This is a genomic window from Flavobacterium sp. WC2421 (assembly GCF_040822115.1).
Lineage (GTDB): Bacteria > Bacteroidota > Bacteroidia > Flavobacteriales > Flavobacteriaceae > Flavobacterium.
On sequence record NZ_CP162004.1, the window covers coordinates 1,173,833 to 1,200,244 of the forward strand.

Below are 26,412 nucleotides of genomic sequence, written 5' to 3' on the forward strand. Positions count from 1 at the left end.
AGGTTAAAGATTTCCGTGATTAAATTTTTCTTGATCTTCTTTATCCAATGGGATAGCAGGCATGCTTATCTTTTTACGATCTTGTTCTCTACCTTTTAGAATTCCTTCTTCGGTAGCAATCGTTACTGTGTCTAGTTTTTGTGTGTAATTGTTTTGATTGATAACCGAATCTTTATCAAATTCTCTTGGTCCTTCAATAACCCAGTCCGCTGGATCTTTGTGGTCAAAACGACATTCATTACAAATGAATTCTTCTACTTCATGGTACACATCTTTACGACCTGTAACTCTTTGAATTTCGTCACCAAACATCCAAACCGTAGTTTTTCCACAACATCCTGGAGTAGTACACTCTCTGTGTGCATCGTAGGGTTTGTTGAACCAAACTCTTGATTTGAAACGGAATGTTTTGTCAGTTAATGCACCTACTGGACATACATCGATCATATTTCCAGAGAATTCATTGTCAATTGCTTTGGAAATACAAGTAGAAATATTCGAATGATCTCCTCTGTCCATAACTCCATGTACACGATTGTCTGTCAATTGATCAGCAACCATTACACAACGGTAACAAAGGATACAACGGTTCATATGTAATTGAATATTTGGACCTATATTTTCTGGTTCGAATGTTCTTTTTTCTTCTATGAAACGGCTTTTTGATTTTCCGTGTTCAAAACTTAAATCTTGTAAATCGCATTCTCCCGCTTGGTCACAAACTGGACAATCTAAAGGGTGATTGATCAATAAAAATTCAGTTACAGATTGTCTCGCTTCTCTTACTCTATCTGAAGATTTGCTGTTTACTTCCATACCATCCATGCATCCTGTTACACAAGAAGCCATCAATTTTGGCATAGGTCTTGGATCTGCTTCACTACCTTTAGCTACTTCCACTAAACAACAACGGCATTTTCCACCGCTTCCTTTTAGTTTAGAATAATAGCACATCGCTGGGGGAACAGATTCACCACCAATCATACGTGCTGCTTGCAGGATAGTTGTTCCTGGTTCTACTTCTATGCTTTGACCGTCTATTGTTACTTTCATTTCTTACTTTTGTTTTTTTAGTTTAAAGTTTAAAGTTTCAGGTTGTTACACTTGAAACTAAAAAAAACTTGAAACTTGAAACTATTTTAAACTGTTTGTTTTGTTACTAAGTGCTTTACTTGAGCAAATGGTTCTTCTACAAAGTGATTTCTATTTTTTATTTTTTCTGGGAAACGAACATGGTATTCAAATTCATCTCTAAAATGACGAATAGCTGCTGCTACTGGCCATGAAGCAGCATCTCCAAGTGGGCAAATCGTGTTACCTTCAATTTTACTTTGAATACTCCAAAGCAAATCAATATCTTCTTCACGACCTTGTCCGTTTTCAATACGCCACAATACTTTTTCTAACCAGCCTGTTCCTTCACGACAAGGGGAACATTGTCCACAGCTTTCATGGTGGTAAAAACGAGCAAAGTTCCAAGTGTTTCGTACAACACAAGAAGTGTCATTGTAAACGATAAATCCTCCAGAACCTAGCATTGATCCTGTTGCAAATCCTCCATCACTTAAAGACTCATACGTCATCAAACGATCATCACCGTTTGCTGTTTTATAAATTAAATCAGCAGGTAAAATGGGTACAGATGATCCTCCAGGTACTAAAGCTTTCAAAGGTCTATCAGAACTCATTCCGCCAAGATATTCGTCAGAATTCATAAATTCATAAACAGATAAGCCCAATTCAATTTCATAAACACCAGGGTTTTTTACATGTCCTGAAGCAGAAATTAATTTAGTTCCAGTAGATCTTCCAATCCCTATTTTGGCATATTCATCACCTGAATTGTTTACAATCCATGGCACTGAAGCAATTGTTTCTACATTATTTACCACAGTAGGATTTGCCCACAATCCAGAAACTGCTGGAAATGGTGGCTTGATACGAGGATTTCCTCTTTTTCCTTCTAATGATTCAATTAATGCAGTCTCTTCACCACAGATGTAAGCACCAGCCCCACAGTGAACGTAAAGTTCTAAGTCGTAACCTGTACCTAATATATTTTTTCCTAACCAACCGGCTGCTTTCGCCTCGGCAATGGCTCTTTCTAATATTTTATAAACCCACATGTATTCTCCACGAATGTAGATATACGATAGGTTTGCACCCAATGCAAAACTAGAAGTAATCATTCCTTCGATCAATAAATGAGGAATAAATTCCATCAAATAACGGTCTTTGAAAGTTCCTGGTTCTGATTCATCGGCATTACAAACTAAATGTCTTGGTTTTCCTGATTTTTTATCAATAAAACTCCATTTCATTCCAGCAGGGAATCCAGCACCACCACGACCACGAAGTCCTGATTTTTTTACTTCTTCAACAACTTCGTCAGGAGTCATTGCTTTCATTGCTTTCTCTACAGATGCGTAGCCACCTTCTTTACGATATACTTCGTAAGTTTTGATTCCGGGAACGTTTATTTTATCTAATAATATTTTTTTTGACATCTTATTTATCGTGTAATATTATTTTATTATCTCTACAATCAGCGATTAACTGATCAATTTTGTCTTCGGTAAGGTTTTCTTTGTAAAAATCACCCAATTGCATCATTGGTGCGTATCCACAAGCACCTAGACATTCAACTCCTTTTACTTCAAATAGACCGTCAGCAGTGGTTTCACCTATTTTAACGCCCAATTTTTCACAAGTATAGTCCATCAAATCTTCAGTTCCTTTTAAACAACAAGGAGAAGTTTGACAAAATTCAAACATATATTTTCCAATAGGTTTTTGATTGTACATGGAGTAGAACGAAACTACTTCATAGACTTCAATTGGTAGAATTTGAATAATTTCAGCGACTTTGTCCATTAGTTCTGTGCTAAGCCAATTTTCATGAGCATCTTGCACTTCGTGTAGAACGGGTAATAAAGCTGATTTTCGTTTGTCTGCGGGATAATGACTAATTAATTCATTGATGCGATTCATCAACTCGTCAGTCATATTTATTTCTTGTTTGTAAGGGGTACATTTCATAATTTATGCGTCTAATTCTCCTGCGATTACATTTAAACTTGATAAAATAACAATCGCATCTGATAGTAATGAACCTTTTATCATATCTGGATAGGCTTGGTAATAAATAAAACAAGGTCTTCTAAAATGCAATCTATAAGGAGTACGACTTCCGTCTGTTACTAAATAAAAACCTAGTTCCCCATTTCCACCTTCAACAGGATGATATATTTCTGCCACTGGAATAGGAACTTCTCCCATTACAATTTTGAAATGATAGATTAATGACTCCATATTAGTGTATACATCTTCTTTTGGAGGAAGATAATAGTCTGGAACATCTGCATGAAAATCATTTCCTTCTGGCATTTTTGCTAATGCTTGACGAATGATACTTAAGCTTTCCCAAACTTCGGCATTACGAACGCAAAAACGATCGTAAGTATCTCCTGATTTTCCAACAGGAATTACAAAGTCAAAATCTTCATAAGAGCTATATGGTTGTGCAACACGTACATCATAATCAACACCTGCAGCACGTAAGTTAGGACCTGTGAAGCCATAAGCCATAGCTTGTTCAGCAGAAATTGCACCTACATTAACTGTTCTATCAATAAAAATCCTGTTTCTTTCGAATAGGTTTTCAAATTCTTTCCAAGCTGCTGGAAACTCTTCTAAAAAAACATCTAATTTTCTAAAAGCTTCTGGTGACCAATCTCTTTCGAAACCACCAATTCTTCCCATATTAGTTGTCAATCGAGCTCCACAAATTTCTTCGTAGATTTCGTATACTTTTTCTCTAAATTGAAATACATAAAGGAAACCAGTATAAGCTCCTGTATCTACTCCTAAAATAGAGTTGCAAATAATATGATCTGTAATTCTGGCTAACTCCATTACAATTACTCTTAAATATTGTGCACGCTTCGGTACTTCAATATCCAGTAGTTTTTCCAAAGTCATCCACCATCCCATATTGTTAATAGGAGACGAGCAATAATTCATTCGGTCTGTAAGTGGTGTAATTTGGTAAAAAGGACGGTTTTCAGCTATTTTTTCAAAAGCTCTATGAATATAACCAATAGTAGGTTCCGCTTCTAAAATTCGCTCCCCATCCATCAACAAAATGTTTTGAAAAATTCCGTGCGTAGCGGGGTGAGTAGGACCTAAATTTAGAATTGAAAGCTCGCTTCCATCTTCGTTTAGCTTCTCTTTTATTATTTTAGCATATCGATGCTCTGGTGGTAATAATAGTTCTGACATTTATAGAATGTGAAAAATTATATATTCTGTTTTTAGCAATTGTCTATTGTTCTACCGAAAAAACGGTCGTCTTTATCGGTTCTTCCGCCGTCTTCCATTGGGAACTCTTTTCGCATTGGAAAAGAAATCATCTCATCCATATTTAAAATACGTTTCAATTGAGGGTGACCAATAAAGTTAACTCCATAAAAATCATACGTTTCTCTTTCCATCCAATTGGAGCTTAAGAAAATGTTTGATATTGTTTTTATTTCTGGTTTTTCACCATTAATAAAGGCCTTAATTTTTATGCGTTTGTTTTCGTACCAATTGTGCATATGATATACAATTGCAAACTGTCTGTCTACTTCGTTATCTGGATAATGAATACCACATAAATCAGTTAAAAAGTGAAAACGCAATATAGGGTCATTTTTCAAAAAAAGGATCACTGCCGTTATTTTGTCGGAAGCTACTTCTAATGAAAACACATCTCTTTCTTGATTAAAATTGAAGACCGTAGCACCAAATGTCTCTGTCAATTTATCCTGAATTTCTATTGTTTCTAAAGCCATTTTGTTATTTGATATTATAAGAAGCCAATAATTCTTGGTATTCTGGAGAACTTCTTCTTCTTACAGATTCTGTTCTAACTAATTCTTGTAATTTCATTACTCCATCTACTATTTGCTCTGGTCTTGGCGGACATCCAGGAACATATACATCTACAGGGATTACTTTGTCTATACCTTGTAATACAGAATACGTATCAAAAATTCCTCCTGAAGAAGCACAAGCACCAACAGCAATTACCCAGCGAGGTTCTGCCATTTGCTCGTATACCTGACGTAAAATTGGAGCCATTTTTTTAGAAATAGTTCCCATTACCATTAACATATCTGCTTGACGAGGAGAAAAACTAACGCGTTCAGATCCAAATCGTGCTAAATCATAATGTGATGCCATAGTAGCCATAAATTCAATTCCACAACATGAAGTTGCAAAAGGCAATGGCCAAAGTGAATTGGCGCGAGCCATTCCTACTACATCATTCAGTTTTGTAGCGAAGAATCCTTCTCCTACAACACCTTCTGGCGGGGCAACCATTTTTATATTCGAATCGCTCATTTTTTATTTTTTTGAATTATATATTAGAAATATAGAATTGAAATTCAATATTTAAAATTATTCTTTATTCCCAAACTAACGCTTTCTTTTTGATGATATAGAAAAATCCAACCAATAGTAAAAGCATGAAAATTACCATTTTCACCATTCCTTCCATTCCTAGTTCTTTGAAGTTAATTGCCCATGGATACAGGAAAATTACTTCCACATCAAATAGAACAAATAATATCGCGACTAGAAAGTATTTAACAGAGAAAGGAATACGTGCATTACCAACGGATTCAACGCCACATTCAAAGTTTTTGTCTTTGATTTCTGACTTTCTTTTTGGTCCTAATTTGCCAGAAACGATAATGGTTCCTACTACAAATCCTACAGCAAGTATAAACTGTATTAAAATGGGAATATAATTTAGTTGATCAGATTGCATAATTATTATTTTTAGGTACTAAAATAAGTGACAAAGATAGGTTTCAAGGAATTAAAACACAAGTTAATGAATGAAATTAGTTTATTTGAAAATGTGTTTTTTAATTAATTTTTAATGATTATAAATAGTAGTGTATTTCGGTTTGAGTATAATCAAAAAAAAACGCTTCGAAATAAATCGAAACGTTTTTAAACATTCGTAGGCAAAAAATAATTTTTGCTTAGATAACTGCTACTTTCGCAGCAACTTTTCCTTTTCTTCCTTCTTCTTCTTCATAGCTAACTCTGTCACCTTCGCGTAATTCTTCCGCGTTGATTCCTGAAGCGTGAACAAAAATGTCTTTTCCTGTTTCTTCGTCTGTAATGAATCCGTAACCTTTTGACTCATTGAAAAATTTAACTGTACCTGTACGCATTGTAATAGTAATAATAATTTATAATGAGGCAAATATAATATATAATATAATACGAATACTATCAATGTCATTTTTTTTATTAAAATAATTGATATTCAACGTTTTCCAACAAATAGTACCGACTAAATACCTTAGCTTAATTTGATGTGTAGTTCTTTTAATTGTGTTTCGTCAATAGGAGACGGCGCATCAATCATCACATCTCTACCTGAATTGTTTTTAGGGAAAGCAATGAAGTCACGTATTGTTTCTTGACCTCCTAAGATAGCAACTAATCGATCTAATCCAAAAGCTAATCCTCCGTGTGGCGGGGCTCCAAACTGGAATGCGTCCATTAGGAATCCAAATTGTGCTTTGGCTTCATCCTCAGTAAATCCTAAATATTTAAACATTAATTGTTGTGTTGCTTTATCATGGATACGTATAGAACCTCCTCCAATTTCATTTCCATTCAAAACCATGTCATATGCATTGGCACGAACTTTTCCTGGATTGGTTTCTAATAAGTGCATGTCTTCTGGTTTTGGTGAAGTAAAGGGGTGATGCATAGCATGATAACGTCCTGATTCTTCATCAAATTCCAATAATGGGAAATCAACAACCCATAATGGTGCAAATTCTGCAGGATTTCTTAGACCTAATCGTGTAGCTAGTTCCATACGCAAGGCACTTAGTTGCGCTCTTGTTTTGTCAGCAGGACCAGATAGTACAAAGATCATATCTCCAGCTTGCGCTCCTGTAGTTTTTGCCCAATTGGATAAATCAGCTTGGTCATAAAATTTATCTACAGATGATTTATAAGTCCCATCTTCGTTACATTTCACATAAACCATTCCTGAAGCACCAACTTGTGGACGCTTTACCCATTCGATTAATGCGTCAATTTCTTTTCTGGTGTAGTTTCCAGCTCCTGGAACGGCGATTCCGACAACTAATTCAGCAGCATTGAAAACCGGGAATTCCTTGCTTTTAGCTACTTCGTTTAATTGTCCAAACTCCATTCCAAAACGGATATCTGGTTTGTCATTCCCGTAGGTTTTCATGGCATGTTCATACGTCATACGAGGAAATTTATCTACTTCAATTCCTTTTATTTCTTTTAGTAAATGACGGGTAAGTCCTTCAAAAACATTTAAAATGTCTTCTTGTTCTACAAATGCCATTTCGCAATCGATTTGTGTGAATTCTGGCTGTCTGTCCGCACGTAAATCTTCATCACGGAAACATTTCACGATTTGGAAATATTTGTCCATTCCACCTACCATCAATAATTGTTTGAAGGTTTGTGGGGATTGAGGTAAAGCATAGAATTGTCCTTCATTCATTCGAGAAGGTACAACAAAATCTCTAGCTCCCTCTGGTGTTGATTTAATTAGGTATGGAGTTTCTACTTCACAAAAATCCAAGTCAGAAAGATATTTTCGAACTTCCATGGCTACTTTATGACGAAAAAGCAAACTGTTTTTTACAGGATTTCTTCTTATATCAAGGTATCGGTATTTCATTCGAATGTCTTCACCACCATCTGTTTCATCTTCAATAGTGAAAGGTGGTGTTAAGGCGGCGTTCAAAATGTTTAGTTCAGTAACTAAAATTTCAATTTCTCCTGTAGCAATGTTTTTGTTTTTGGCTTCACGTTCGATAACCGTTCCTTTAACTTGAATTACAAATTCACGTCCAAGAGTTTTTGCTAGTTCAAATACCGTTTTCTCAGTACGACCTTCGTCAAAAATTAATTGTGTAATACCATAACGATCTCTTAAATCAACCCAATTCATAAATCCTTTGTCACGAGATTTTTGAACCCAACCAGCTAAAGTTACTTCAGTATTTATATGTGAGGCATTTAATTCGCCACAATTATGACTTCTATACATTATTACAATTTTATATTATTTCAACAGTAGGCCATTTGACCCAGCTGCAAATTTAGGACTAATTATGAACAATGAATTGAGAAATTAGATTTTTTAGTAATTCTAAGTTAATATATTTTCAATTTCCAATGTTAAGCTTTCGTCCAATGTTACTAAATTGTTATCAAATAGTTTTTTAATTGTAAATACATCGTTATATTTGTGGAGATAACAATTAAAACCTTATACGATGAAAAAATATATAATGATTGCAGCCGTGTTAATTTCAGGTATGATATTCGCACAAAATAAAGAACCAAAATTAGAAGCTGTTGGAAATATGGTGAAAGTTACTTATCACCATGAAAATGGACAAGTACAACAAGAAGGATTTTATAAAAACGGAAAATTGCAAGGACAATGGGTTTCTTTTGATGCCAATGGGAATAAATTAGCAGTTGCTGAATACGATAAAGGACAAAAAGTTGGTAAATGGTTTTACTGGAATGATTCCGTTCTAAGTGAAGTTGATTATTCGGATAATAGAGTTGCTTCTGTTAAAAACTGGAAAAAAGATAATTTAGTTAACGTTGATTAATTAAAAAATATAATTCAATAAAAAGGCTTTCAGTTTATGAAAGCCTTTTTTTATGCCCGAACAATGGAGCAATCGATTTTGAAGTTTAGAAAATAGTATTAGACATAATTTCGACTTAGTAGTTAGTAATTGTAGAACTCAGATGAATGTACAATTATCATTCAATTGCGGTTTTGTATGTGTTTTAAATGTATCAGACTTTTTTGCTTTCTAGGATTTTAGTATAAAAAAACCTGTCCAAATTAATGAACAGGTTTTTAGAATTATAAATTAAATTAAGGTATTACAGTGTATGTTTTGGATTAAATCCATCTTCACTCAATTCTTTATGCTCATAGTCAGCAACCATTTCTGCTTCGTAATCTATTTTTTCTCCTTTACTGAACTTAGCAATTATTTTTTCCATGATTTCATAAATCACAGGAACTACGATTAGCGTAAGAAAAAGAGAACTGATCAGTCCACCAATGATTACCCAAGCTAAACCATTTTTCCATCCTGCACCTGCACCAGAAGCTAATGCAATTGGGAACATTCCGAAAACCATTGCAATGGTCGTCATCAAAATGGGACGAAGTCGTGCATGATTGGCCTGAATTAATGCTGTTCTTATTGTTTCACCAGCAGCTCTTCGCTGGTTGGTATAATCGACAAGCATAATCGCATTTTTACAAACTAATCCTATTAACATAATGATACCAAGAATGGTAAATATATTCAATGTATTGTTAGTCAATGCTAGGGCTAGTAGAGCTCCAATAAACGATAAGGGAATTGCAAACAATACAACAAACGGATGTGCAAAGCTATCATATAAACCAACCATAATAAGATAAACCAGTATAATAGCTGCTAATAAAGCAATACCTAATGTTCCAAAACCTTCACTTTGGTTCTCTTGATCACCACCCCAAATGTAATTTACACCTACAGGTTTTTCTAATTTATCTAGTTTTACTTGCCATTCAGCTACAATAGTACCAGCAGGAACTCCTACATTTTGTCCTTGAACGGTAACAGATGCTGTTTTATCTCTACGTTCTAATTGACTAGGACCAGAACCTTCACTAATAGTTGCAAATTGTGATAGTTTAATTTGTTGACCCGCATTATTGATAAAAATTAGGTTACTAACATCTGTAATACTTTTTCGATCAAAAGCATTGTATTTAATATTGATATCGTATTCATATTCTCCTGCTCTAAATTTACCATCAGTATTACCGCTATATGCAGTTTGCATTGTCATACCAACGGTTTGAAGAGTTAGTCCTAATGCGCTCATTTTATCGCGATCTACTTGAACATTGATTTCAGGATTTCCATCCTCAACAGTCAATTTGATCTCAGTTGTACCAGGAATAGTGCGCAATTCAGCTTCTGCTAATTTAGCAAACTTCATGGCACTTTCTACTGAAGGTCCCGTAACAATTAATCCAAGTGTTGCATTTTCAGCTGTTCCTAAAATACCAACTGGAACGGTTTTTACTTTTGCTCCAACTAATACTTTTTCCAATTTGCGTTTGATTTTCGCGGCATAAACTGATGCTCCATCTGTACGCTCTTTTTGGTCAATCATTTTTACATCAATCTCCGATTTATAAGCAGTGGCCTGTGAAGCACCCATTCCCTCACTTGTTTGTCCAACTGTTGTAATTTGGCTATAAACATATTGTTCTTTTTTCAAAAATGCTTCTGCTTTTTGGGTCATGAAATTAGTTTGTTCTAATGACGCATCTTTAGGCATTTCAATTTGAACTAAAAACTCACCACTATCTGATGCTGCAAAAAACTCACCACCAATAAATCCTGCAGGAATTAGTGCAATAGAACTAAAAAATATTAATAGAACAATTGCTAATGTAGTTTTGTAATGATCCAAACACCAAGTTAGTAAACCTGAAATCCAGTTGATAAAACGTGTTAAATAGCTTTCGAAACCAAGAATAATTCTTCCAAACAAGTTTTTACCTTCAATATGCTCTAATTTTCCAAAACGAGAAGACAACCAAGGGATAATGGTAAAGGAAGCCAAAAGGGAAAGTAATGTTGAGATAATCACGGTCACACAAAATTGTGTAATGATATTAGAAACCAGACCAGAACTCATTGCAATTGGTAAAAACACCACCACAATTACTAAAGTAATCGAAGTTACTGTTCCACCAATTTCAGCTGTACCGTCATAGGAAGCTCGAATTCTATTTTTACCCATTTCCATGTGACGGTAAATGTTTTCTAACACCACAATTGCATCATCAACTAATATACCAACAACGAGTGATAGTCCTAATAAACTCATTAAGTTTAACGTATATCCTAAAAGGTAAATTCCTATAAAGGTTGCAATTAATGAAGCAGGTATTGAAACCATTACAATTAATGAGTTACGAATACTGTGCAGGAAAAACAACATTACAAAGGCTACCAAGATAACCGCAATTAATAAATCATGAAGTACAGAATCTGCTGCTTCTAAAGTATATATTGTACTGTCTTTAGCTATTTCTAGTTTTACATCATTCGTTTTATAATCTTTTTCTAATTGGTTGATACTCTTAACCAATTCTTCACTTACTGCAACTGCATTGGCATCAGATTGTTTTATTACTTGTAAAATAATTGCACTTTTTTGGTCTACACGAGATATTTTTTCAGCAATTTTCTGTGCATCTTGAACATCAGCGATGTCTTTTAATCTAATTTGAATTCCACCATTTGAAGAAACCACAAGATTTCTTAATTCTTCAACACTTTTATATTTTCCAGCAAGACGAATTAATATTTTTTGTTCCCGTGTTTGTATGTTTCCTGTTGGGAAATCCAGGTTGGAAGTTAAAATAGTTTGCTGTACTTGGGGAATGGAAAGACCATAACCTTGCATTTTAACGGCATCCAAATTCACTTGAATTTCACGTTCTTGACCACCCACAATATTTACTTGTGCTACACCAGTAACACGAGATAATACAGGAGCTATTTTTTTATCAATCAAATCATAAAAAGCGGCTTCATCCATTTTTCCATTAGCACCAATAGTCATAATTGGTAAATCACTTAATGAGAATTTAGAAAGCGATGGTGCTTTAGCATCATCTGGTAAATCACTTATTATGGCATTTATTTTACGCTGTGCGTCGTTCATCGAAATATCGACATCGGCATTTGAATTCAAAGAGATCGATACAATTGACAAACTTTCGTATGATTTAGAATCAATTTTTTTGATATTTTCTAAAGAAGCAATTGCATCTTCAATTTTTTTAGTTACTGTGTTTTCTACCTCACTTGGAGAAGCTCCAGGATATATTGTTGAAACAGTAATTACGTTTTGTTCGAATTTAGGAATCAATTCGTAGCCCAATTGGCTATAGCTAAAGAGTCCACCTAGGATTAGAATCGTAAATAATACGATTACTAACGAGGGACGTTTTATGGATATTTCTGCTAATTTCATATTTTTTTAGTTGTAAGTCGTGAAATGGATTTTAAAATTTAAAATTCATTTTTTAAATTATTTTATGATCTCCACTTTATTGCCGTCTTGTAGATTGATTTGTCCAGTTACAATAACATTTTCACCATCTGACAACCCATTTATGATTTCTACTTTGTCTCCTAAAATTCTTCCAGCAGTAACGGTTTTTAGTTTGGCGATTCCATTTTCAGCTACAAAAACTTGATTGCTACTCACACTTCCTACAAAAGCATTTCTAGGAACGGTCATCATAGATTGTTTTTGTTGTTTTGAAGCAAATTCAGCAGTTCCATACATACCAGCTTTTAAATCATTGTTGGAATTATTTGCTATTTCTATTTCTACTGGAAAACTTAAACTTGAATCTGCTTTTGGTGCGATAAAAGTTATTTTACCAGAAAAGGTAACGTCAGGGTAAACACTAGCTGTAACGTTTACTGCATTTCCTAGCTTTAAACTAGCAACTTGGCTTTCGTTTACGGATACTTTTAGTTTTAATTTAGATACATTTACAATTTCAAACATTTGAGTTGCAGCTCCTAATACTGAACCTGGTTCAATGTATTTTTTGTTTACAATTCCATTTATAGTTGACTTGATGTTTGTGTCTCCAATATTTACTTTGGCTTGCTGTAATCTTGACTTAGAAGTTACTAAACTTAGTTTTGCTTGATCCAATTGTTGTTTGGTAACACCACCAGTTTTATAAGCATTTTCAAAACGATTGTAATCCGTTACTGCATTTTGGTATGCTGCCTCAGCAGTTTGTAAATCAGCATTTATTGATTCGCTTCGTACAATAGCTAATGTTTGACCTATTCTAACGCTTGAACCTTCATCCACAAGTACTCTAACAACTCTTCCTGGTTTTTCGGCAGAGAAGTTTAATTCTTGAAATGGTTCAAAACTACCATTTACAGAAAAATCCAAAGAAATTTCTTCTGTTTTTACAGGGTTTATTTTTACGGTAACACTAGCGTTTTTTTCTGCAACAATAGCAGTTTTTGCTTCGTTCTCTTTTTTATTACTTGTTAAAGTATATGCTATAAGTCCTAAAGCAGCTATAATTACTATTCCGATTAGTATGTTTTTTTTCATTTTTATTAGTTATTTATAAGTGTTTTTAGTTCTCCTTTTGATTTGATTAATTGTATTTCTGCTAGTTTATAATCTAATATTGCAGCTGTATAGTTATTTTGTGCTTCAGTAAATGCATTTTCTGCGTCCAGTAGATCTGTTAAAGAAGCTAAACCTTGAACATAATTGTTTTTAGTATTACTTAAAACTTCTTTTGCCAATTGCGCATTTGCTTTTTGATTTTGAATAGTTATCATACTGTTGTCTATTTGTGTTTTGGCATTAGCATAATCCAGATCAAGAGACAATTTTGTATCCTTTAAATCTTCTTGTAAAGATCGAAGTTCCACATCTGCTTTTCTTATTTTTGATCGGGTTTCAAAACCTGAAAAAATTGGTACTTTTAAATTCAATCCCACGGAAGAGAAATCAGACCAATATACACCGTCAGTAGGTTTTCCTCCCCAAGGCATTTTTGGTCCTTGTCCGATGTAGTTATATCCCGCTGTAAGAGATAGTGTTGGGTAGAGACCTGCTATTACTGACTTTTTTTGAAATTCTAGTAATTGCTCTTGCTTTTTCATTAACAAAAACTCAGTTCGAGTCTCTGTGTTTGGAGTTTCAGTAAATGATTGGGGACTTACTTCAAATGCAGCTTGGGGAATTTCAATTTTAGTCTCAATTGGCATTCCCATATAAAATTTTAAGGCATTTTCTTGAATTTGTACGGCATTCAAAACTTGTTGACGTTGTGTATTTATGTTTGAAATTTTCACCAATATCCTGTCTAAATCAATTTTCTTAGCGAGTCCGTTATCAAATTGTCCTTTAATAATATTCTTTACTTTAGTTGTATTTATAAAAGTGCTGTCAAGTACATTTAAATTTTGTCTTTGTACATATACTTGATAATAGTTATTAGCTACGCGTTCAATAACTTGTTCTTCTGTTAATTGTTCATTAATTTGGTAGAATTCTCGAGTTGATTTGGCAGCTTTTAATCCAGTAAATACGGACTGATCAAATAAATTTTGTGTCAAGGAAAGTCCGGCTGTTGAGCTCCATTTTTGTCCAAAATTTGCTTTTATTGTTTGTCCAGGTGTACCTCCAAAAGATCCTGCATCTAAAAATGTAGTTTGAAGAATTGGATTGTAAGTAAGCCCTCCATTAGCGGATATTTGTGGTAAAGCTCTAGCGCGTACTTCTTGAATTTGGTATTCGCTATTTTCAACTTTTAATTTCGCTTTTTTTGCATCTGCTTTGTTTTCTAATGCATAAGTTATTGCATCTTTTAGCGTTAGCGATTTAATTTCTTGCGATTTTGCTGTAATGGCAAAAGTTAAGAATGTTAATATGATTATTTTTCTCATTATATTTCTGGGTTAAGTAAGTGTTTTTCTAGTTCAATAAGTCCTTCTTGAGTAGCCATGGCTCTGGTGTGGTATTCTAATATTTCAAGCTCTATTTTTTGACCTTCTTTTTCTGAGCTAATGCTTCCTTTGATACTAAAAATGAGGTTGTAATAAAATTTTGTATAGTTTTCAGTATCAATATTTTTTCGATATAAACCTTGTTTAATTCCGTCCTCTATGTTTTTTCTAAAAACGGCATTGCACTCATTTATTTCTCTATCTATTACTTTTTCATATATTTCTGGATAATGTTTTTTCAATTGATAGACAGGCGAGGTGTCGGATGACTTAAACATTTCTTTAAACATTTTTCTAATTTCAAAGTTTTCTTCAATTGCGTTGTAATTATTCGAAATTATTTGATCGATAATCTGATGTACTTCTTTATGAATGGCATTTGTGCTTTCTTCAATCAGTAACTCTTTATTACAAAAATACTTGTAGATTGTTTTTTTTGAAATACACATTTCTCCAGCAATATCATCCATTGTGATGCTCTTAAAACCTAGTTTTAAAAACATTTCACTTGCTTTTTTTATTATTTTCTCTTTCATGTTCATTTACTTTTTACACTGAAAACTCTAAATTGGCAATCAGCTTTATATCTTGCCCCATCGCTATACCTCCATTGTGATTGTAAGAGTTCGAGCTTAATTTAAAATCTTTTCGTTGTATTTGACCAACCACTTCAAAAACAGCTTTTTCGATACCGTTATAAGTTTTTATACCTATAAATTCAGCATCTAGTTCAACTATTTTTGTTATATTATTGATTGTTAATTCTCCTTTTAGAAAATTAATATTGTTGTTTATTTTTTGAAAAGATGTAGATCTAAAATGGATGTATGGGAACTCATTGATATCTAGAAAATCATTTAGTTGTAAATGAGTGTCCATTTGCTCCAGTTTTGTATCCTTGTTGTTTACATCTAAACAAAATTCAATAGATGCATCTTCAATTGCATTTTCATGAATGTCGATGTGTCCTTTGAACTTATTAATAGATCCGGCTATATATGCAATTATTGAATGTCTTGCTTTTATTAAAACGTCAGATTGATTTGAATCAATAGTCCATTTTGTTGCTGATAGTGGTAGAGTAGTATTCATAACTTTAAATCCTAGTGTTGATTTCGAGGGCAAATGTAATATGGAAACTTTGAATACCGAAATAGTTTCCATTGTTTTTTCATTTTTTTAACGTTTCATTAACAAAAGGAGTTTGCATTCAATTGTGAATGCAGTAAATTAGCCAAAAATTACTTTTTATGCATGCCATTTTTCAGTACCAAGATTTTTTTATAAATTTCCTACAAAAACAGTCAATAACTAAAGAGCCAAAGAATCTTTACGATCCTATTACCTATATTTTAGGCCTAGGAGGAAAAAGAATGCGACCGGTATTAACGCTAATGGCAACAGAAGTTTTTAATGCCGATTATGAAAAAGCCCTTCCTGCAGCTATGGCTGTTGAAGTTTTTCATAATTTTTCCTTAGTTCATGATGATATTATGGATGATGCTCCTTTACGACGTGGTAAAGTAACAGTACATGAAAAATGGGATATTAATACTGGTATTTTATCCGGTGATGCAATGCTTATTTTGGCCTATCAATATTTTGAGCAATATGAACCAACCGTTTTTAGAGACTTAGCAAAGTTGTTTAGTAAAACGGCTCTTGAAGTTTGTGAAGGGCAACAATGGGATGTGGATTTTGAAACACGTACTGATGTTACTATTCCGGAATACCTCAAAATGATTGAGTATAAAACGGCTGTTCTTGTTGCTGCTGCAATGAAAATGGGCGCTATAGTTGCTCAAACCTCAGATGAAAATGCAAACTTGATATATGAATTTGGATTAAATTTGGGACTGGCTTTTCAGTTGCAAGATGATTATCTAGATGCTTTTGGAGATCCGGAGACTTTTGGAAAACAAGTGGGTGGAGATATTATCGAAAATAAAAAAACGTATTTGTACTTGAAAGCAATTTCTTTTTCTTCTAAAGAGGATCGCGATAAATTGATGGCTTTGTTTTCAACTCAACCAGATGAGTATGTAGAAAAAGTCAATCATGCAAAAGATATTTTTAATAAATCTGGTGCATCAAAAGCAACTCAAGATGCTATTCAAGAATATACTTTTAAGGCTTTTGATACATTAGAAAAAATGAATATCACTGCCGATAAAAAAGCAATCTTAAAGAGCTTTGGTGAAAACTTAATGGATAGGAAGGTCTAGTGCGTAACTAGTACTGTTGAAAGAATTCAATGAATCGCAAATACAAATCACTTTAGATGTTTATAGCTCCACAAAATACCGATTTATTGTTATCTGAGGCCGAAGGGGAATCATTGTATCTTAAGTTAATTGAACAAATTAATAAGGATTTTAATTTGGCAAATGAAGGAATTGATTTCCCAATGAGTATCTCACCTAATGAATTGAAAATTCAAATGCATGAAAAAATCTATAGATTGATTCAGTATAAATTTGCCGAATATCTGAATCTTCTTTATATTATTGATGTGTCTGAAGAAGAGATAAAAAGATTAGATGGTTCAGATCTAGTTGCGCTTGCGGAACAGGTTTCTTTTTTAGTTTTAAAAAGAGAATGGCAAAAAGTGTGGTTTAGGAATAAGTTTAGTTAATCTCTTTTAGAAATACACCCTCACAAAAGGCATGAAAGCATCACTATAGACGCTTTTGTTGTCTTGTAATACATTGTAACGTGCTCCAATAGTTACGTTTCCAGCTCGATAACCCGCTCCTAAAAATAAACCAGTATTCCAGTAATCTTGAGAATTACTATTAGAACCGTCTAAATTTACATTGACACGTAATTCTTCTAATTCTACTGAGAGTTGAATTTGATTGATAGGATTGAATAAGGCTATAATACTGCCACCGTACAAATGGGAGGCGTAATAATCTCGCTGTTTTACATATGTATATTGTGCGCCCAATCCCAAAGCTACATATTCATTAAAATTGTAAATCGCACTAGGTGCTATAGAAATATCAGTATAACCAGATCCAAAACCTAAACCAAGGCCACCACCAAATTGTACATGATTCCAAAAATCACTTCTTGATTTACTAGTAGAAGGTTGTTGTTGAGCAATTAAATTATTGCAAACAAATAAGATAATGGTAAGTGAAATTGATTTTGAAACCCTCATAAAGGCACTTTTTTTCATAAGTATCTAGTTTTTTAACATTTTAATAGATAAAATGTATTTAAAAGTAAATGTAAATTTAGTTGATTATTGTACTTTTGCCAAACTATTTTAACAAAAAGTATATTCAATAAATATTATGGATAGGTTTTCATTTTTAAACGCAGCACATACAGAATTTTTTGCACAATTATACGATCAGTACTTAGAGAATCCAGATAGCGTTGAGCCAAGTTGGAGAAGTTTTTTTCAAGGTTTTGACTTTGGAATGGAAACTTATAACGGTGAAAATCCAGTTCAGCATATAATCAGTGAAACTTCAGGCAACGTTGACTATTCTCAAATTTCTGAAAAACTTCAAAAAGAGTTTAATGTTTTGAAATTAGTTGAAGGATATCGTTCTCGTGGACATTTGTTCACCAAAACTAATCCAGTAAGAGACAGAAGAACATTTGAGCCAACACTTGAGATTACTAATTTTGGTCTTTCAACTGCAGATTTAAATACTGTTTTTGATGCGGCAAAAGTAATAGGTATAGCTCCTTGTACATTAACAGATATAATAAAACATTTAGATAACATTTACTGTCAACACATTGGTGTGGAGTATATGTATATTAGAAAACCAGAGATTATTCAATGGATTCAAGATAAACTAACTGTAAACGACAATCAGCCTAATTTCTCTGCAGACGAAAAGAAATCAATTTTAAATAAATTGAATCAGGCCGTTTCTTTTGAAAATTTCTTACATACTAAATATGTAGGACAAAAACGATTTTCACTAGAAGGGGGTGAGTCTATTATTCCTGCACTTGACGCTTTAATCGAAAGAGCAGCCGAAAAAGGAGTGGAGCAGTTTGTAATGGGAATGGCACACCGTGGCCGTTTGAATGTTTTAGCAAATATATTTGGGAAGTCTACTCAAGATATCTTCGGAGAATTTGACGGGAAAGATTACGATCAAGAATATTTTGATGGGGATGTTAAGTACCACTTAGGACTCACTGCTGATAAGATCACGAGCACAGGTAAAAAAATCAATATTAATTTGGCTCCAAATCCTTCTCACCTTGAAACAGTAGGTGCGGTAATTGAAGGAATTACAAGAGCAAAACAAGATAAATATTTTCCAAATGATTTTTCTAAAGTATTACCAATCGCCGTTCACGGTGATGCTGCGATTGCAGGACAAGGGATACTTTACGAAATTGTGCAAATGGCACAGTTAGATGGATACAAAACAGGTGGAACCATACATATTGTAATTAACAATCAAGTTGGGTTTACTACAAATTATTTAGATGCTCGTTCGTCAACTTATTGTACGGATGTGGCCAAAGTAACATTGTCACCAGTATTACACGTAAATGCAGATGATCCTGAAGCGGTAGTTCATGCTATTGATTTTGCTTTGGATTTCAGAATGCAATTTGGTCGTGATGTATTTATTGATTTATTAGGATATAGAAAATACGGTCATAATGAAGGTGATGAACCTCGTTTTACACAACCCGTATTGTATAAAATTATAGCGAAGCATAAAAACCCAAGGGATCTTTACGCAGAGAAATTATTAGCAGATGGTGTTATTGATTCTAATTTTGTAAAAGGACTAGAAGTTGAGTACAAATCTAGAATGGAAGAGAATTTGGAAGCATCTCGTAAAAAAGATTTGACCATTATAACTCCATTTATGAGAAATGAATGGTTAGGTTTTGAGCAAGTTACCGATAAACAAATGTTGCAAAATGTTGAAACTTCTTATTCAAAAGAAGGTTTGACTCAAGTAGCAAATGCAGTTTGTAATTTACCTTCTGATAAAAAATTCATCAGCAAAATCCAAAAACTAATCAACGACAGAAAAACGATGTTTTTCGAAACGAATAAATTAGATTGGGGAATGGCGGAACATTTAGCTTATGGCTCGTTATTGCAAGAAGGATATGATGTACGTATTTCTGGGCAAGACGTAGAAAGAGGAACTTTTTCTCACCGTCATGCCGTAGTAAAAGTGGAAGATTCTGAAGAAGAGGTAACATTAATCAATAGCTTAGAAGGTAAAAAAGGAAATTTTAATATCTTTAATTCTCTTTTATCTGAATACGGAGTGCTGGGATTTGATTATGGTTATGCTTTAGCAAATCCTAATACGTTGACTATTTGGGAAGCTCAATTTGGAGATTTCAGCAATGGAGCTCAAATCATGATTGACCAATACATCTCTTGTGGAGAAGATAAATGGAATAATCAAAACGGTATCGTGTTGTTATTGCCACATGGATATGAAGGGCAAGGAGCTGAGCATTCATCAGGAAGAATGGAGCGTTACTTACAGCTTTGTGCAAGACAAAATATGTTTGTGGCCGACTGTACCACTCCAGCGAATTTCTTTCACTTGCTAAGAAGACAAATGAAAACAAAATTCCGTAAACCATTAATTGTGTTTACACCTAAGAGTTTATTGCGTGACCCAAGATGTGTATCTACCATCGAAGAGTTAGAAAACGGAAGTTTCCAAGAAACAATAGATGATGAAACAGTAAATAAAGCAGATGTGAAAACATTGGTTTTCTGTACGGGTAAATTCTATTATGACATTACTGCCGAAAGAGAAAATAATGGTCGTAAAGATGTGGCAGTGGTAAGAATCGAACAATTATTTCCGCTTCCAGTAGAACAATTAAAAGCGATTATTGCACTATATCCTAATGCCGATGATTATGTTTGGGCACAAGAAGAACCAAAAAACATGGGAGCTTACAGCTTTATGTTGATGAACTTCAACTTGGTAAAATGGAGATTAGCTTCGTTAAAAGCATATTCAGCATCAGCATCAGGAAGTTACACAAGAGCAAAACGTCGTCAGGCCGATGCTATAAAAATGGTTTTTGATAAAAATTTATTCAATTAGAAGCTATTTCCTGCTGTACGCTGTATCTTTCTTGTCCAGAACTTGTTTCTGGATCCTGAACTAAATTTAGGACAAGAAAGGATGCCGCTACCATCAGGGCTAAAAAATAAAACAAACAATAAACAGTAGTTGTTTCAATAACAACTCAAACAATAAAATTCATAATTTAAAAATTATACAAGATGATTTTAGAAATGAAAGTCCCATCACCAGGGGAATCTATAAAAGAAGTTGAAATTGCAACTTGGTTAGTAAAAGACGGAGATTATGTAGAGAAAGACCAAGCAATCGCTGAGGTTGATTCGGACAAAGCAACTCTTGAATTACCTGCGGAAGCTAGTGGAATTATCACATTAAAAGCAGAAGAAGGTGATGCAGTAGCAGTAGGGGCAGTAGTTTGTTTAATTGATACTGCGGCAGCAAAACCATCTGGTTCAGCTCCTGCACCAGCAGCAGCTCCAGTTGCCGAAGCGCCAAAAGCAGCTCCAGCTCCAGTAGCAGCAGCTCCAGCAGCGACATATGCTTCAGGAACGCCTTCTCCAGCAGCAAGAAAAATATTAGACGAAAAAAATATAGCTCCAACAACTGTAACAGGAACTGGTAAAGACGGAAGAATAACTAAAGATGATGCTGTAAATGCAGTACCATCAATGGGAACTCCCACAGGAGGAAGCCGTGGAAGTGAGCGCACTAAATTATCAATGTTGCGTCGTAAAGTAGCGGAGCGTTTAGTTGCTGCCAAAAATGAAACGGCTATGTTAACTACTTTCAACGAAGTAAACATGACGCCAATCAACTTGATCCGTAATCAATATAAAGATGAGTTCAAGGCAAAACACGCTGGTGTAGGTCTTGGGTATATGTCTTTCTTCACAAAAGCAGTAACAAGAGCATTAAAATTATATCCAGATGTGAATTCTATGATGGATGGTGATTATAAAATTGCTTATGATTTCTGTGATATTTCTATCGCAGTATCTGGACCAAAAGGATTAATGGTTCCTGTTGTTCGTAATGCTGAGAATTTAACGTTCCGTGGTGTTGAAGCGGATATCAAAAGATTAGCAATTAGAGCACGCGATGGACAAATTACTGTTGATGATATGACTGGTGGAACATTTACTATTACTAATGGTGGTGTATTTGGGTCTATGTTGTCTACACCTATTATCAATCCTCCTCAATCTGGAATTCTTGGAATGCACAACATTATCGAGCGTCCTATTGCAGTAAATGGGAAAGTAGAAATTCACCCAATGATGTATGTAGCACTTTCATATGACCACAGAATTATTGATGGTCGTGAGTCTGTTGGTTTCTTAGTAGCTGTAAAAGAAGCTTTAGAAAACCCAATGGAATTATTGTTAGACAACAATCCTAAAAGAGCTTTTGAACTATAATTTACTAGTTTGAAATTTTAAAAAAAACTGCCTCAATAATTGAGGCAGTTTTTTTTTTAATTATAGTAAATACAAACAATGGTTGTAATAATCTACAATTGCTTTTCCTTTCATCAATACATCGGCGCCAATGATACCATGTACTGGTTTTGATTTATGCTGAATTAATGCTTCATTGACATGAGACAAATCAAAAATCACCAAATTGAATTCAACATCTTTCCAGAAGCCCAATTGTAGCGTATTATTCGAAGCCATCTGTGTTTGCATTCCTGTAGCTCCTGCTCCTGAAGCCAATGTTTTTGAGTCCTCAGCTTCGACTTGAAATAAGGTTACACTTTCAAATCCAATGCAACTATTGGAAGCTCCCGTATCCAAAATAAAATTTCCTTTAACACCATTAATTCTTGCCTTTAATAAAAGATGTTGTGTTTTAGTAATTTTAAATTTAATTTTTTTATATTTTTCCTTTTTTAAGACTTCGTGGAGGTTTTTCATAGTTTGAAACTGATATTCAAAAGTAATCTAAATTACCAAGAATCTAAAAAAACAACAATTCAAAATAGTAACTTTGCATTTTTAAATTAATAAAATGATACTAACGGATACGCATACCCATTTATATTCAGAAGAATTTGATCAAGATCGAGACGAGATGATACAAAGAGCTATTGAAGCTGGTGTTAGTCGTTTTTTTATTCCTGCCATAGATTCTAGTTGTACAAATGCAATGTATGAGTTAGAAAAGAAACATCCCGATCATGTTTTCTTGATGATGGGATTGCATCCTACCTATGTGAAAGAGAATTATCTGGAAGAATTACAACACGTAGAAGAAGAATTAGCCAAAAGGAAGTTTTATGCTATAGGAGAAATTGGAATTGATTTGTTTTGGGATAAAACCCATTTAAAGGAGCAGCAAGACGCTTTTAGTAAACAAATTCAATTGGCTAAAAAATACAGGTTACCCATTGTGATTCACTGCCGAGATGCTTTTGATGAAGTTTTTGAAGTTTTAGAACAAGAAAAAGGAGATGATTTGTTTGGAATTTTTCATTGTTTTACGGGAACGCAAGAACAAGCTTTACAAGCTATTTCGTATAATATGAAACTAGGAATAGGTGGGGTTGCGACTTTTAAAAATGGGAAAATAGATCAGTTTTTGAAACAAATTGATTTAAAAAATATTGTGTTAGAAACAGATTCTCCTTATTTAGCCCCTATTCCTTATAGAGGAAAACGAAATGAAAGTAGTTATTTGTTAAATGTAGCTGATAAATTATCTCAGATATATGAATCTCCGATAGAAGTTATTGCTGCAATAACAACTGAAAATTCTAAAGCAATTTTCGGTATTTAAAGCTAAATTCGCTATAAATTGATATTTTTTTTGTTCATTTGCCCACTTAAAATTACCAAAATGCAAAAATTTGACGCTATTCGGCCATTTTATGATTCCGAAATTAATGATGCCATTCTAGATGTAGTGAATCATCCTATGATGAAAGCTATGATGAATTTTACTTTCCCTTATTCAGAAGATGAGGTTTGGAAAGAACAGCTTAGAAAAACACATTCTATTCGTGATTTTCAATGTAATTTTATCTATCATACGATACAAAAAGTTTTAGAAAAAAGTTCTGACGGATTGACGACTTCTGGTTTTGAAAAATTAGACAAAGGAGAGTCTTATTTGTTTATTTCTAATCATAGAGATATCCTTTTGGATACGACCCTGCTAAATGTTGCATTATTTGAACATGGATTGGTAATGACAGCTTCGGCAATTGGAGATAATCTGGTTAAGAAAGATTTCTTAAATACGTTAGCTAAACTAAATCGTAATTTTTTGGTTCAAAGAGGGTTGACACCAAGGGAAATGTTACTAAGCTCCAAAACACTTTCTGAATATATTGGCCACTTGTTGCAACATGAAAACCGTTCTGTTTGGATTGCGCAAAGAGAAGGTAGAACAAAAGATGGGAATGACGAGACAAATCCAGGTGTTTTGAAAATGCTCGGAATGGGTTCTGATGAGTCAAATTTAATGGATTATTTTAAAAAAATAAAAATTGTTCCCGTTTCTATTTCTTACGAATACGATCCAACGGATGTTTTAAAAATTCCGCAATTAATGGCTGAGGCCAATAACGAAGTTTATATTAAGGAAAAAAACGAAGACTTCATGACGCTTCTTAGTGGAGTAATGGGTCAAAAGAAGCGAATCCATATCCATATTGGTGACGTTCTTGATAAAGAAATTGATGGTATTAAAAATGAATTTGAAAATTCAAATAAGCAAATACAAGCTTTAGCTCAAGTTATTGATGATGCAATACTTCGCAATTATAAGCTTTGGCCTACCAATTTCATTGCGTATGATATTTTGAATAAAACGAATACTTATTCTCATTTATATACTGAAAATGAAAAATCACTCTTTGAACGTAGGCTGGAGATGAGAATTGATGCTGAAAACCCAGTTGCTTTACAAGGTATTTTGGATATGTATGCTAATCCAGTTGTTAATCAATTAAAACACATTTAATGAATACAAAAGCTAGGATTTTATTGATATATACTGGTGGTACAATCGGGATGAGTAAAGATTTTGAAACTGGCGCACTTAAGGCGTTTAATTTCAGTAAATTATTGAAAAACATACCTGAATTGAAACAATTAGATTGTGCAATTGAAACCTATTCTTTTGAAGATCCAATAGATTCATCCAATATGAATCCAGAACAGTGGTGTAATATTGGTTCTGTCATTGAAGAAAATTATGCCTCATTTGATGGTTTTGTAGTTTTACATGGGTCAGATACGATGTCCTACTCAGCATCTGCATTGAGTTTTATGCTAGAGAATTTGTCTAAGCCAGTCATTTTTACAGGCTCTCAGTTGCCTATAGGTGATTTGCGTACAGATGCCAAAGAAAATTTAATTACCGCTATTCAAATCGCTTCTTTATTGGAAAATGGTAAGCCCGTTATTCAGGAAGTTTGTTTGTATTTTGAATATAAATTATACCGAGGAAACCGTACAACTAAAATTAATGCGGAACATTTTAGAGCCTTTACATCTCCTAATTATCCTGAATTAGTGGAGTCAGGAGTACATTTAAAATTATATCCTGAATTGTTTCTTTCAGAAATCAGCGACAAGCCTTTGCAGCTTCATAAAAAAATGGATAATAATGTGGCTATTGTCAAAATGTTCCCAGGAATGAGTGAAACAGTTTTGTCAGGTATTTTATCAATAAAAGATTTAAAAGGAATTATTTTAGAGACCTATGGTTCAGGAAATGCTCCTACCGAAGATTGGTTTTTAAACCTAATGCGCAAAGCAATTTTAGACGGAATACACATTGTTAATGTTACTCAATGTTCGGGCGGAAGCGTGAATATGGGACAATATGAAACAAGTACCGTTTTAAAAGAAATAGGTGTTATTTCTGGTAAAGACATTACCACTGAGGCTGCAATCACAAAATTAATGTACCTATTAGGACATGATATTGCGCCAAATGCTTTTAAAACAGTTTTTGAAACCTCTTTGAGAGGAGAAATTGCATAATAAATTGATTTTGCTTTTCTAACTCATTTTTTTTCATGTTATTTGCAGCCTCAAATAAAAAGAGAGGTGTCCGAGTGGCTGAAGGAGCTAGCCTGGAAAGCTAGTATGTGGGTAACTGCATCGTGGGTTCGAATCCCATCCTCTCTGCAAAATTATTTATGCTTCCTAAAAGGGAAGCATTTTTTGTTTTATAGCTTTTATAACCTATTTTTCGTATGCGTTTAAAGGCAAAAAGGAATTTGGAAAGCATAAACGATTATTTCTTTGGGAAATACTCTCCTTACGATGCTACCTAATTAATCACTTCCTTTCAACAATAAGAACAGACTTTCTTTTTAGAAGCTTTTTTGCTTAAATTTTTAAACTTTCCAAAACGGACAAATAATGTATTTTGCTAATAAAAAATTGCTAATAAACAATCTTTATTTTTTGATTTTTGTTTTGCGTATTTCTGAGTGTGGAATGTTTGTTTATTCTTTAAAACCTGTACCTCTTTATTTAATTTTTTTAAAGTTTTAGTGATTATTTTGAGCCAATTATGAAGTCAAGATTTCTTTTGTTAGGATTGTAGTATGTCTTGTAGTTGTATAAAATTAAAATATAAGAAAAAACACATTTAAAATGATAAAAGATGTATTTAATCGATTTAATTTGTTGTTTAAACGGATTATTCCGTAGATTTAACTA

At 33.7% G+C, this 26,412-nt stretch carries 24 protein-coding genes and 1 tRNA gene; 9 read left to right on the forward strand and 16 right to left on the reverse strand.

Translation table 11 applies throughout. The features are described 5' to 3' along the window. Positions 1-3 precede the first annotated feature (3 nt). The 9 genes from AB3G33_RS04945 to aspS form a co-directional block, all read right to left on the reverse strand. Positions 4-1,053, reverse strand: coding sequence for a 2Fe-2S iron-sulfur cluster-binding protein (locus tag AB3G33_RS04945; protein WP_367773067.1), 1,050 nt, complete (start codon positions 1,051-1,053; stop codon positions 4-6). An 86-nt stretch (positions 1,054-1,139) separates the two neighbouring features. Further along, positions 1,140-2,507, reverse strand: a complete 1,368-nt coding sequence (gene nuoF / locus AB3G33_RS04950) for an NADH-quinone oxidoreductase subunit NuoF (protein WP_367773068.1) — start codon at positions 2,505-2,507, stop codon at positions 1,140-1,142. Between the two features lies 1 nt (position 2,508). Beyond that, a complete protein-coding gene (gene nuoE, locus AB3G33_RS04955) occupies positions 2,509-3,039 on the reverse strand; it encodes an NADH-quinone oxidoreductase subunit NuoE (RefSeq protein ID WP_367756605.1) in 531 nt (176 codons plus the stop codon). A 3-nt stretch (positions 3,040-3,042) separates the two neighbouring features. Then, the gene (locus AB3G33_RS04960; RefSeq protein ID WP_367756607.1) at positions 3,043-4,281 is read right to left on the reverse strand and encodes an NADH-quinone oxidoreductase subunit D; all 1,239 of its coding nucleotides are present in this window, start codon (positions 4,279-4,281) and stop codon (positions 3,043-3,045) included. A gap of 32 nt (positions 4,282-4,313) precedes the next feature. Next, complete coding sequence (locus AB3G33_RS04965; protein WP_367773069.1) at positions 4,314-4,835, reverse strand: NADH-quinone oxidoreductase subunit C; 522 nt, start codon at positions 4,833-4,835, stop codon at positions 4,314-4,316. A 4-nt stretch (positions 4,836-4,839) separates the two neighbouring features. After that, positions 4,840-5,388 (reverse strand): NADH-quinone oxidoreductase subunit B, encoded by a 549-nt coding sequence (locus AB3G33_RS04970; RefSeq protein WP_367756611.1) that lies wholly within the window; start codon positions 5,386-5,388, stop codon positions 4,840-4,842. 64 nt (positions 5,389-5,452) lie between these two features. Then, positions 5,453-5,818 carry an NADH-quinone oxidoreductase subunit A gene (locus tag AB3G33_RS04975; RefSeq protein WP_367773071.1) on the reverse strand — a complete coding sequence of 122 codons (366 nt, stop codon included), beginning with the start codon at positions 5,816-5,818 and terminating at the stop codon, positions 5,453-5,455. 220 nt (positions 5,819-6,038) lie between these two features. Further along, a complete protein-coding gene (locus AB3G33_RS04980; RefSeq protein ID WP_007137066.1) occupies positions 6,039-6,233 on the reverse strand; it encodes a cold-shock protein in 195 nt (64 codons plus the stop codon). 131 nt (positions 6,234-6,364) lie between these two features. Beyond that, positions 6,365-8,110 (reverse strand): aspartate--tRNA ligase, encoded by a 1,746-nt coding sequence (gene aspS, locus AB3G33_RS04985; protein WP_367773073.1) that lies wholly within the window; start codon positions 8,108-8,110, stop codon positions 6,365-6,367. Positions 8,111-8,339: 229 nt separating this feature from the next. Between aspS and AB3G33_RS04990 the strand changes: the two genes are divergently transcribed. Next, positions 8,340-8,687, forward strand: coding sequence for a toxin-antitoxin system YwqK family antitoxin (locus AB3G33_RS04990; protein WP_367756620.1), 348 nt, complete (start codon positions 8,340-8,342; stop codon positions 8,685-8,687). 283 nt (positions 8,688-8,970) lie between these two features. Here AB3G33_RS04990 and AB3G33_RS04995 read toward each other — a convergent pair whose 3' ends face one another. The 5 genes from AB3G33_RS04995 to AB3G33_RS05015 are packed head-to-tail and all read right to left on the reverse strand — an operon-like array spanning position 8,971 to position 15,764. After that, on the reverse strand, positions 8,971-12,144 hold the full coding sequence (locus AB3G33_RS04995; RefSeq protein ID WP_367773075.1) for an efflux RND transporter permease subunit: 3,174 nt from the start codon (positions 12,142-12,144) through the stop codon (positions 8,971-8,973). 57 nt (positions 12,145-12,201) lie between these two features. Continuing rightward, positions 12,202-13,263 (reverse strand): efflux RND transporter periplasmic adaptor subunit, encoded by a 1,062-nt coding sequence (locus AB3G33_RS05000; protein WP_367756624.1) that lies wholly within the window; start codon positions 13,261-13,263, stop codon positions 12,202-12,204. Positions 13,264-13,268: 5 nt separating this feature from the next. Then, on the reverse strand, positions 13,269-14,612 hold the full coding sequence (locus tag AB3G33_RS05005) for a TolC family protein (RefSeq protein WP_367756626.1): 1,344 nt from the start codon (positions 14,610-14,612) through the stop codon (positions 13,269-13,271). Further along, positions 14,612-15,208 (reverse strand): TetR/AcrR family transcriptional regulator, encoded by a 597-nt coding sequence (locus tag AB3G33_RS05010; protein WP_367773077.1) that lies wholly within the window; start codon positions 15,206-15,208, stop codon positions 14,612-14,614. Before AB3G33_RS05010 ends, AB3G33_RS05005 begins: the two co-directional genes overlap by 1 nt. 13 nt (positions 15,209-15,221) lie before the next feature. Continuing rightward, on the reverse strand, positions 15,222-15,764 hold the full coding sequence (locus tag AB3G33_RS05015) for a YceI family protein (protein ID WP_367756630.1): 543 nt from the start codon (positions 15,762-15,764) through the stop codon (positions 15,222-15,224). Positions 15,765-15,922: 158 nt separating this feature from the next. Between AB3G33_RS05015 and AB3G33_RS05020 the strand changes: the two genes are divergently transcribed. After that, positions 15,923-16,897 carry a polyprenyl synthetase family protein gene (locus AB3G33_RS05020; RefSeq protein ID WP_367773078.1) on the forward strand — a complete coding sequence of 325 codons (975 nt, stop codon included), beginning with the start codon at positions 15,923-15,925 and terminating at the stop codon, positions 16,895-16,897. 56 nt (positions 16,898-16,953) lie between these two features. Then, positions 16,954-17,307, forward strand: coding sequence for a hypothetical protein (locus AB3G33_RS05025; protein ID WP_367756634.1), 354 nt, complete (start codon positions 16,954-16,956; stop codon positions 17,305-17,307). A 6-nt stretch (positions 17,308-17,313) separates the two neighbouring features. Here AB3G33_RS05025 and AB3G33_RS05030 read toward each other — a convergent pair whose 3' ends face one another. Beyond that, positions 17,314-17,856, reverse strand: a complete 543-nt coding sequence (locus tag AB3G33_RS05030) for a hypothetical protein (RefSeq protein ID WP_367773080.1) — start codon at positions 17,854-17,856, stop codon at positions 17,314-17,316. 118 nt (positions 17,857-17,974) lie between these two features. Between AB3G33_RS05030 and AB3G33_RS05035 the strand changes: the two genes are divergently transcribed. Together AB3G33_RS05035 and odhB are read left to right on the forward strand one after the other, a co-directional pair. Further along, positions 17,975-20,749, forward strand: coding sequence for a 2-oxoglutarate dehydrogenase E1 component (locus AB3G33_RS05035; RefSeq protein ID WP_367773082.1), 2,775 nt, complete (start codon positions 17,975-17,977; stop codon positions 20,747-20,749). Positions 20,750-20,931: 182 nt separating this feature from the next. After that, on the forward strand, positions 20,932-22,149 hold the full coding sequence (odhB, locus tag AB3G33_RS05040; protein ID WP_367773084.1) for a 2-oxoglutarate dehydrogenase complex dihydrolipoyllysine-residue succinyltransferase: 1,218 nt from the start codon (positions 20,932-20,934) through the stop codon (positions 22,147-22,149). A 60-nt stretch (positions 22,150-22,209) separates the two neighbouring features. On the opposite strand, the gene AB3G33_RS05045 is transcribed toward odhB, so the two are convergent. Beyond that, positions 22,210-22,647, reverse strand: coding sequence for a retropepsin-like aspartic protease (locus AB3G33_RS05045; RefSeq protein ID WP_367756642.1), 438 nt, complete (start codon positions 22,645-22,647; stop codon positions 22,210-22,212). A 94-nt stretch (positions 22,648-22,741) separates the two neighbouring features. Here AB3G33_RS05045 and AB3G33_RS05050 point away from each other — a divergent pair, with 94 nt between their 5' ends. The 4 genes from AB3G33_RS05050 to AB3G33_RS05065 all read left to right on the forward strand — a co-directional run bounded on the left by AB3G33_RS05050 (position 22,742) and on the right by AB3G33_RS05065 (position 25,872). Further along, positions 22,742-23,509 (forward strand): TatD family hydrolase, encoded by a 768-nt coding sequence (locus AB3G33_RS05050; RefSeq protein ID WP_367773086.1) that lies wholly within the window; start codon positions 22,742-22,744, stop codon positions 23,507-23,509. 60 nt (positions 23,510-23,569) lie between these two features. Next, complete coding sequence (locus AB3G33_RS05055; protein ID WP_367773087.1) at positions 23,570-24,697, forward strand: 1-acyl-sn-glycerol-3-phosphate acyltransferase; 1,128 nt, start codon at positions 23,570-23,572, stop codon at positions 24,695-24,697. After that, a complete protein-coding gene (locus AB3G33_RS05060; protein ID WP_367773090.1) occupies positions 24,697-25,725 on the forward strand; it encodes an asparaginase in 1,029 nt (342 codons plus the stop codon). Before AB3G33_RS05055 ends, AB3G33_RS05060 begins: the two co-directional genes overlap by 1 nt. A 60-nt stretch (positions 25,726-25,785) precedes the next feature. Further along, positions 25,786-25,872, forward strand: a tRNA-Ser gene (locus AB3G33_RS05065). Positions 25,873-26,412: the final 540 nt, after the last annotated feature.

Bases quoted from the DNA above. Each gene is read 5' to 3' on its own strand.
- AB3G33_RS04945 (WP_367773067.1), bottom strand. From the start codon at position 1,053: ATGAAAGTAACAATAGACGGTCAAAGCATAGAAGTAGAACCAGGAACA.
- nuoF (WP_367773068.1), bottom strand. From the start codon at position 2,507: ATGTCAAAAAAAATATTATTAGATAAAATAAACGTTCCCGGAATCAAA.
- nuoE (WP_367756605.1), bottom strand. From the start codon at position 3,039: ATGAAATGTACCCCTTACAAACAAGAAATAAATATGACTGACGAGTTG.
- AB3G33_RS04960 (WP_367756607.1), bottom strand. From the start codon at position 4,281: ATGTCAGAACTATTATTACCACCAGAGCATCGATATGCTAAAATAATA.
- AB3G33_RS04965 (WP_367773069.1), bottom strand. From the start codon at position 4,835: ATGGCTTTAGAAACAATAGAAATTCAGGATAAATTGACAGAGACATTT.
- AB3G33_RS04970 (WP_367756611.1), bottom strand. From the start codon at position 5,388: ATGAGCGATTCGAATATAAAAATGGTTGCCCCGCCAGAAGGTGTTGTA.
- AB3G33_RS04975 (WP_367773071.1), bottom strand. From the start codon at position 5,818: ATGCAATCTGATCAACTAAATTATATTCCCATTTTAATACAGTTTATA.
- AB3G33_RS04980 (WP_007137066.1), bottom strand. From the start codon at position 6,233: ATGCGTACAGGTACAGTTAAATTTTTCAATGAGTCAAAAGGTTACGGA.
- aspS (WP_367773073.1), bottom strand. From the start codon at position 8,110: ATGTATAGAAGTCATAATTGTGGCGAATTAAATGCCTCACATATAAAT.
- AB3G33_RS04990 (WP_367756620.1), top strand. From the start codon at position 8,340: ATGAAAAAATATATAATGATTGCAGCCGTGTTAATTTCAGGTATGATA.
- AB3G33_RS04995 (WP_367773075.1), bottom strand. From the start codon at position 12,144: ATGAAATTAGCAGAAATATCCATAAAACGTCCCTCGTTAGTAATCGTA.
- AB3G33_RS05000 (WP_367756624.1), bottom strand. From the start codon at position 13,263: ATGAAAAAAAACATACTAATCGGAATAGTAATTATAGCTGCTTTAGGA.
- AB3G33_RS05005 (WP_367756626.1), bottom strand. From the start codon at position 14,612: ATGAGAAAAATAATCATATTAACATTCTTAACTTTTGCCATTACAGCA.
- AB3G33_RS05010 (WP_367773077.1), bottom strand. From the start codon at position 15,208: ATGAAAGAGAAAATAATAAAAAAAGCAAGTGAAATGTTTTTAAAACTA.
- AB3G33_RS05015 (WP_367756630.1), bottom strand. From the start codon at position 15,764: ATGAATACTACTCTACCACTATCAGCAACAAAATGGACTATTGATTCA.
- AB3G33_RS05020 (WP_367773078.1), top strand. From the start codon at position 15,923: ATGCATGCCATTTTTCAGTACCAAGATTTTTTTATAAATTTCCTACAA.
- AB3G33_RS05025 (WP_367756634.1), top strand. From the start codon at position 16,954: ATGTTTATAGCTCCACAAAATACCGATTTATTGTTATCTGAGGCCGAA.
- AB3G33_RS05030 (WP_367773080.1), bottom strand. From the start codon at position 17,856: ATGAAAAAAAGTGCCTTTATGAGGGTTTCAAAATCAATTTCACTTACC.
- AB3G33_RS05035 (WP_367773082.1), top strand. From the start codon at position 17,975: ATGGATAGGTTTTCATTTTTAAACGCAGCACATACAGAATTTTTTGCA.
- odhB (WP_367773084.1), top strand. From the start codon at position 20,932: ATGATTTTAGAAATGAAAGTCCCATCACCAGGGGAATCTATAAAAGAA.
- AB3G33_RS05045 (WP_367756642.1), bottom strand. From the start codon at position 22,647: ATGAAAAACCTCCACGAAGTCTTAAAAAAGGAAAAATATAAAAAAATT.
- AB3G33_RS05050 (WP_367773086.1), top strand. From the start codon at position 22,742: ATGATACTAACGGATACGCATACCCATTTATATTCAGAAGAATTTGAT.
- AB3G33_RS05055 (WP_367773087.1), top strand. From the start codon at position 23,570: ATGCAAAAATTTGACGCTATTCGGCCATTTTATGATTCCGAAATTAAT.
- AB3G33_RS05060 (WP_367773090.1), top strand. From the start codon at position 24,697: ATGAATACAAAAGCTAGGATTTTATTGATATATACTGGTGGTACAATC.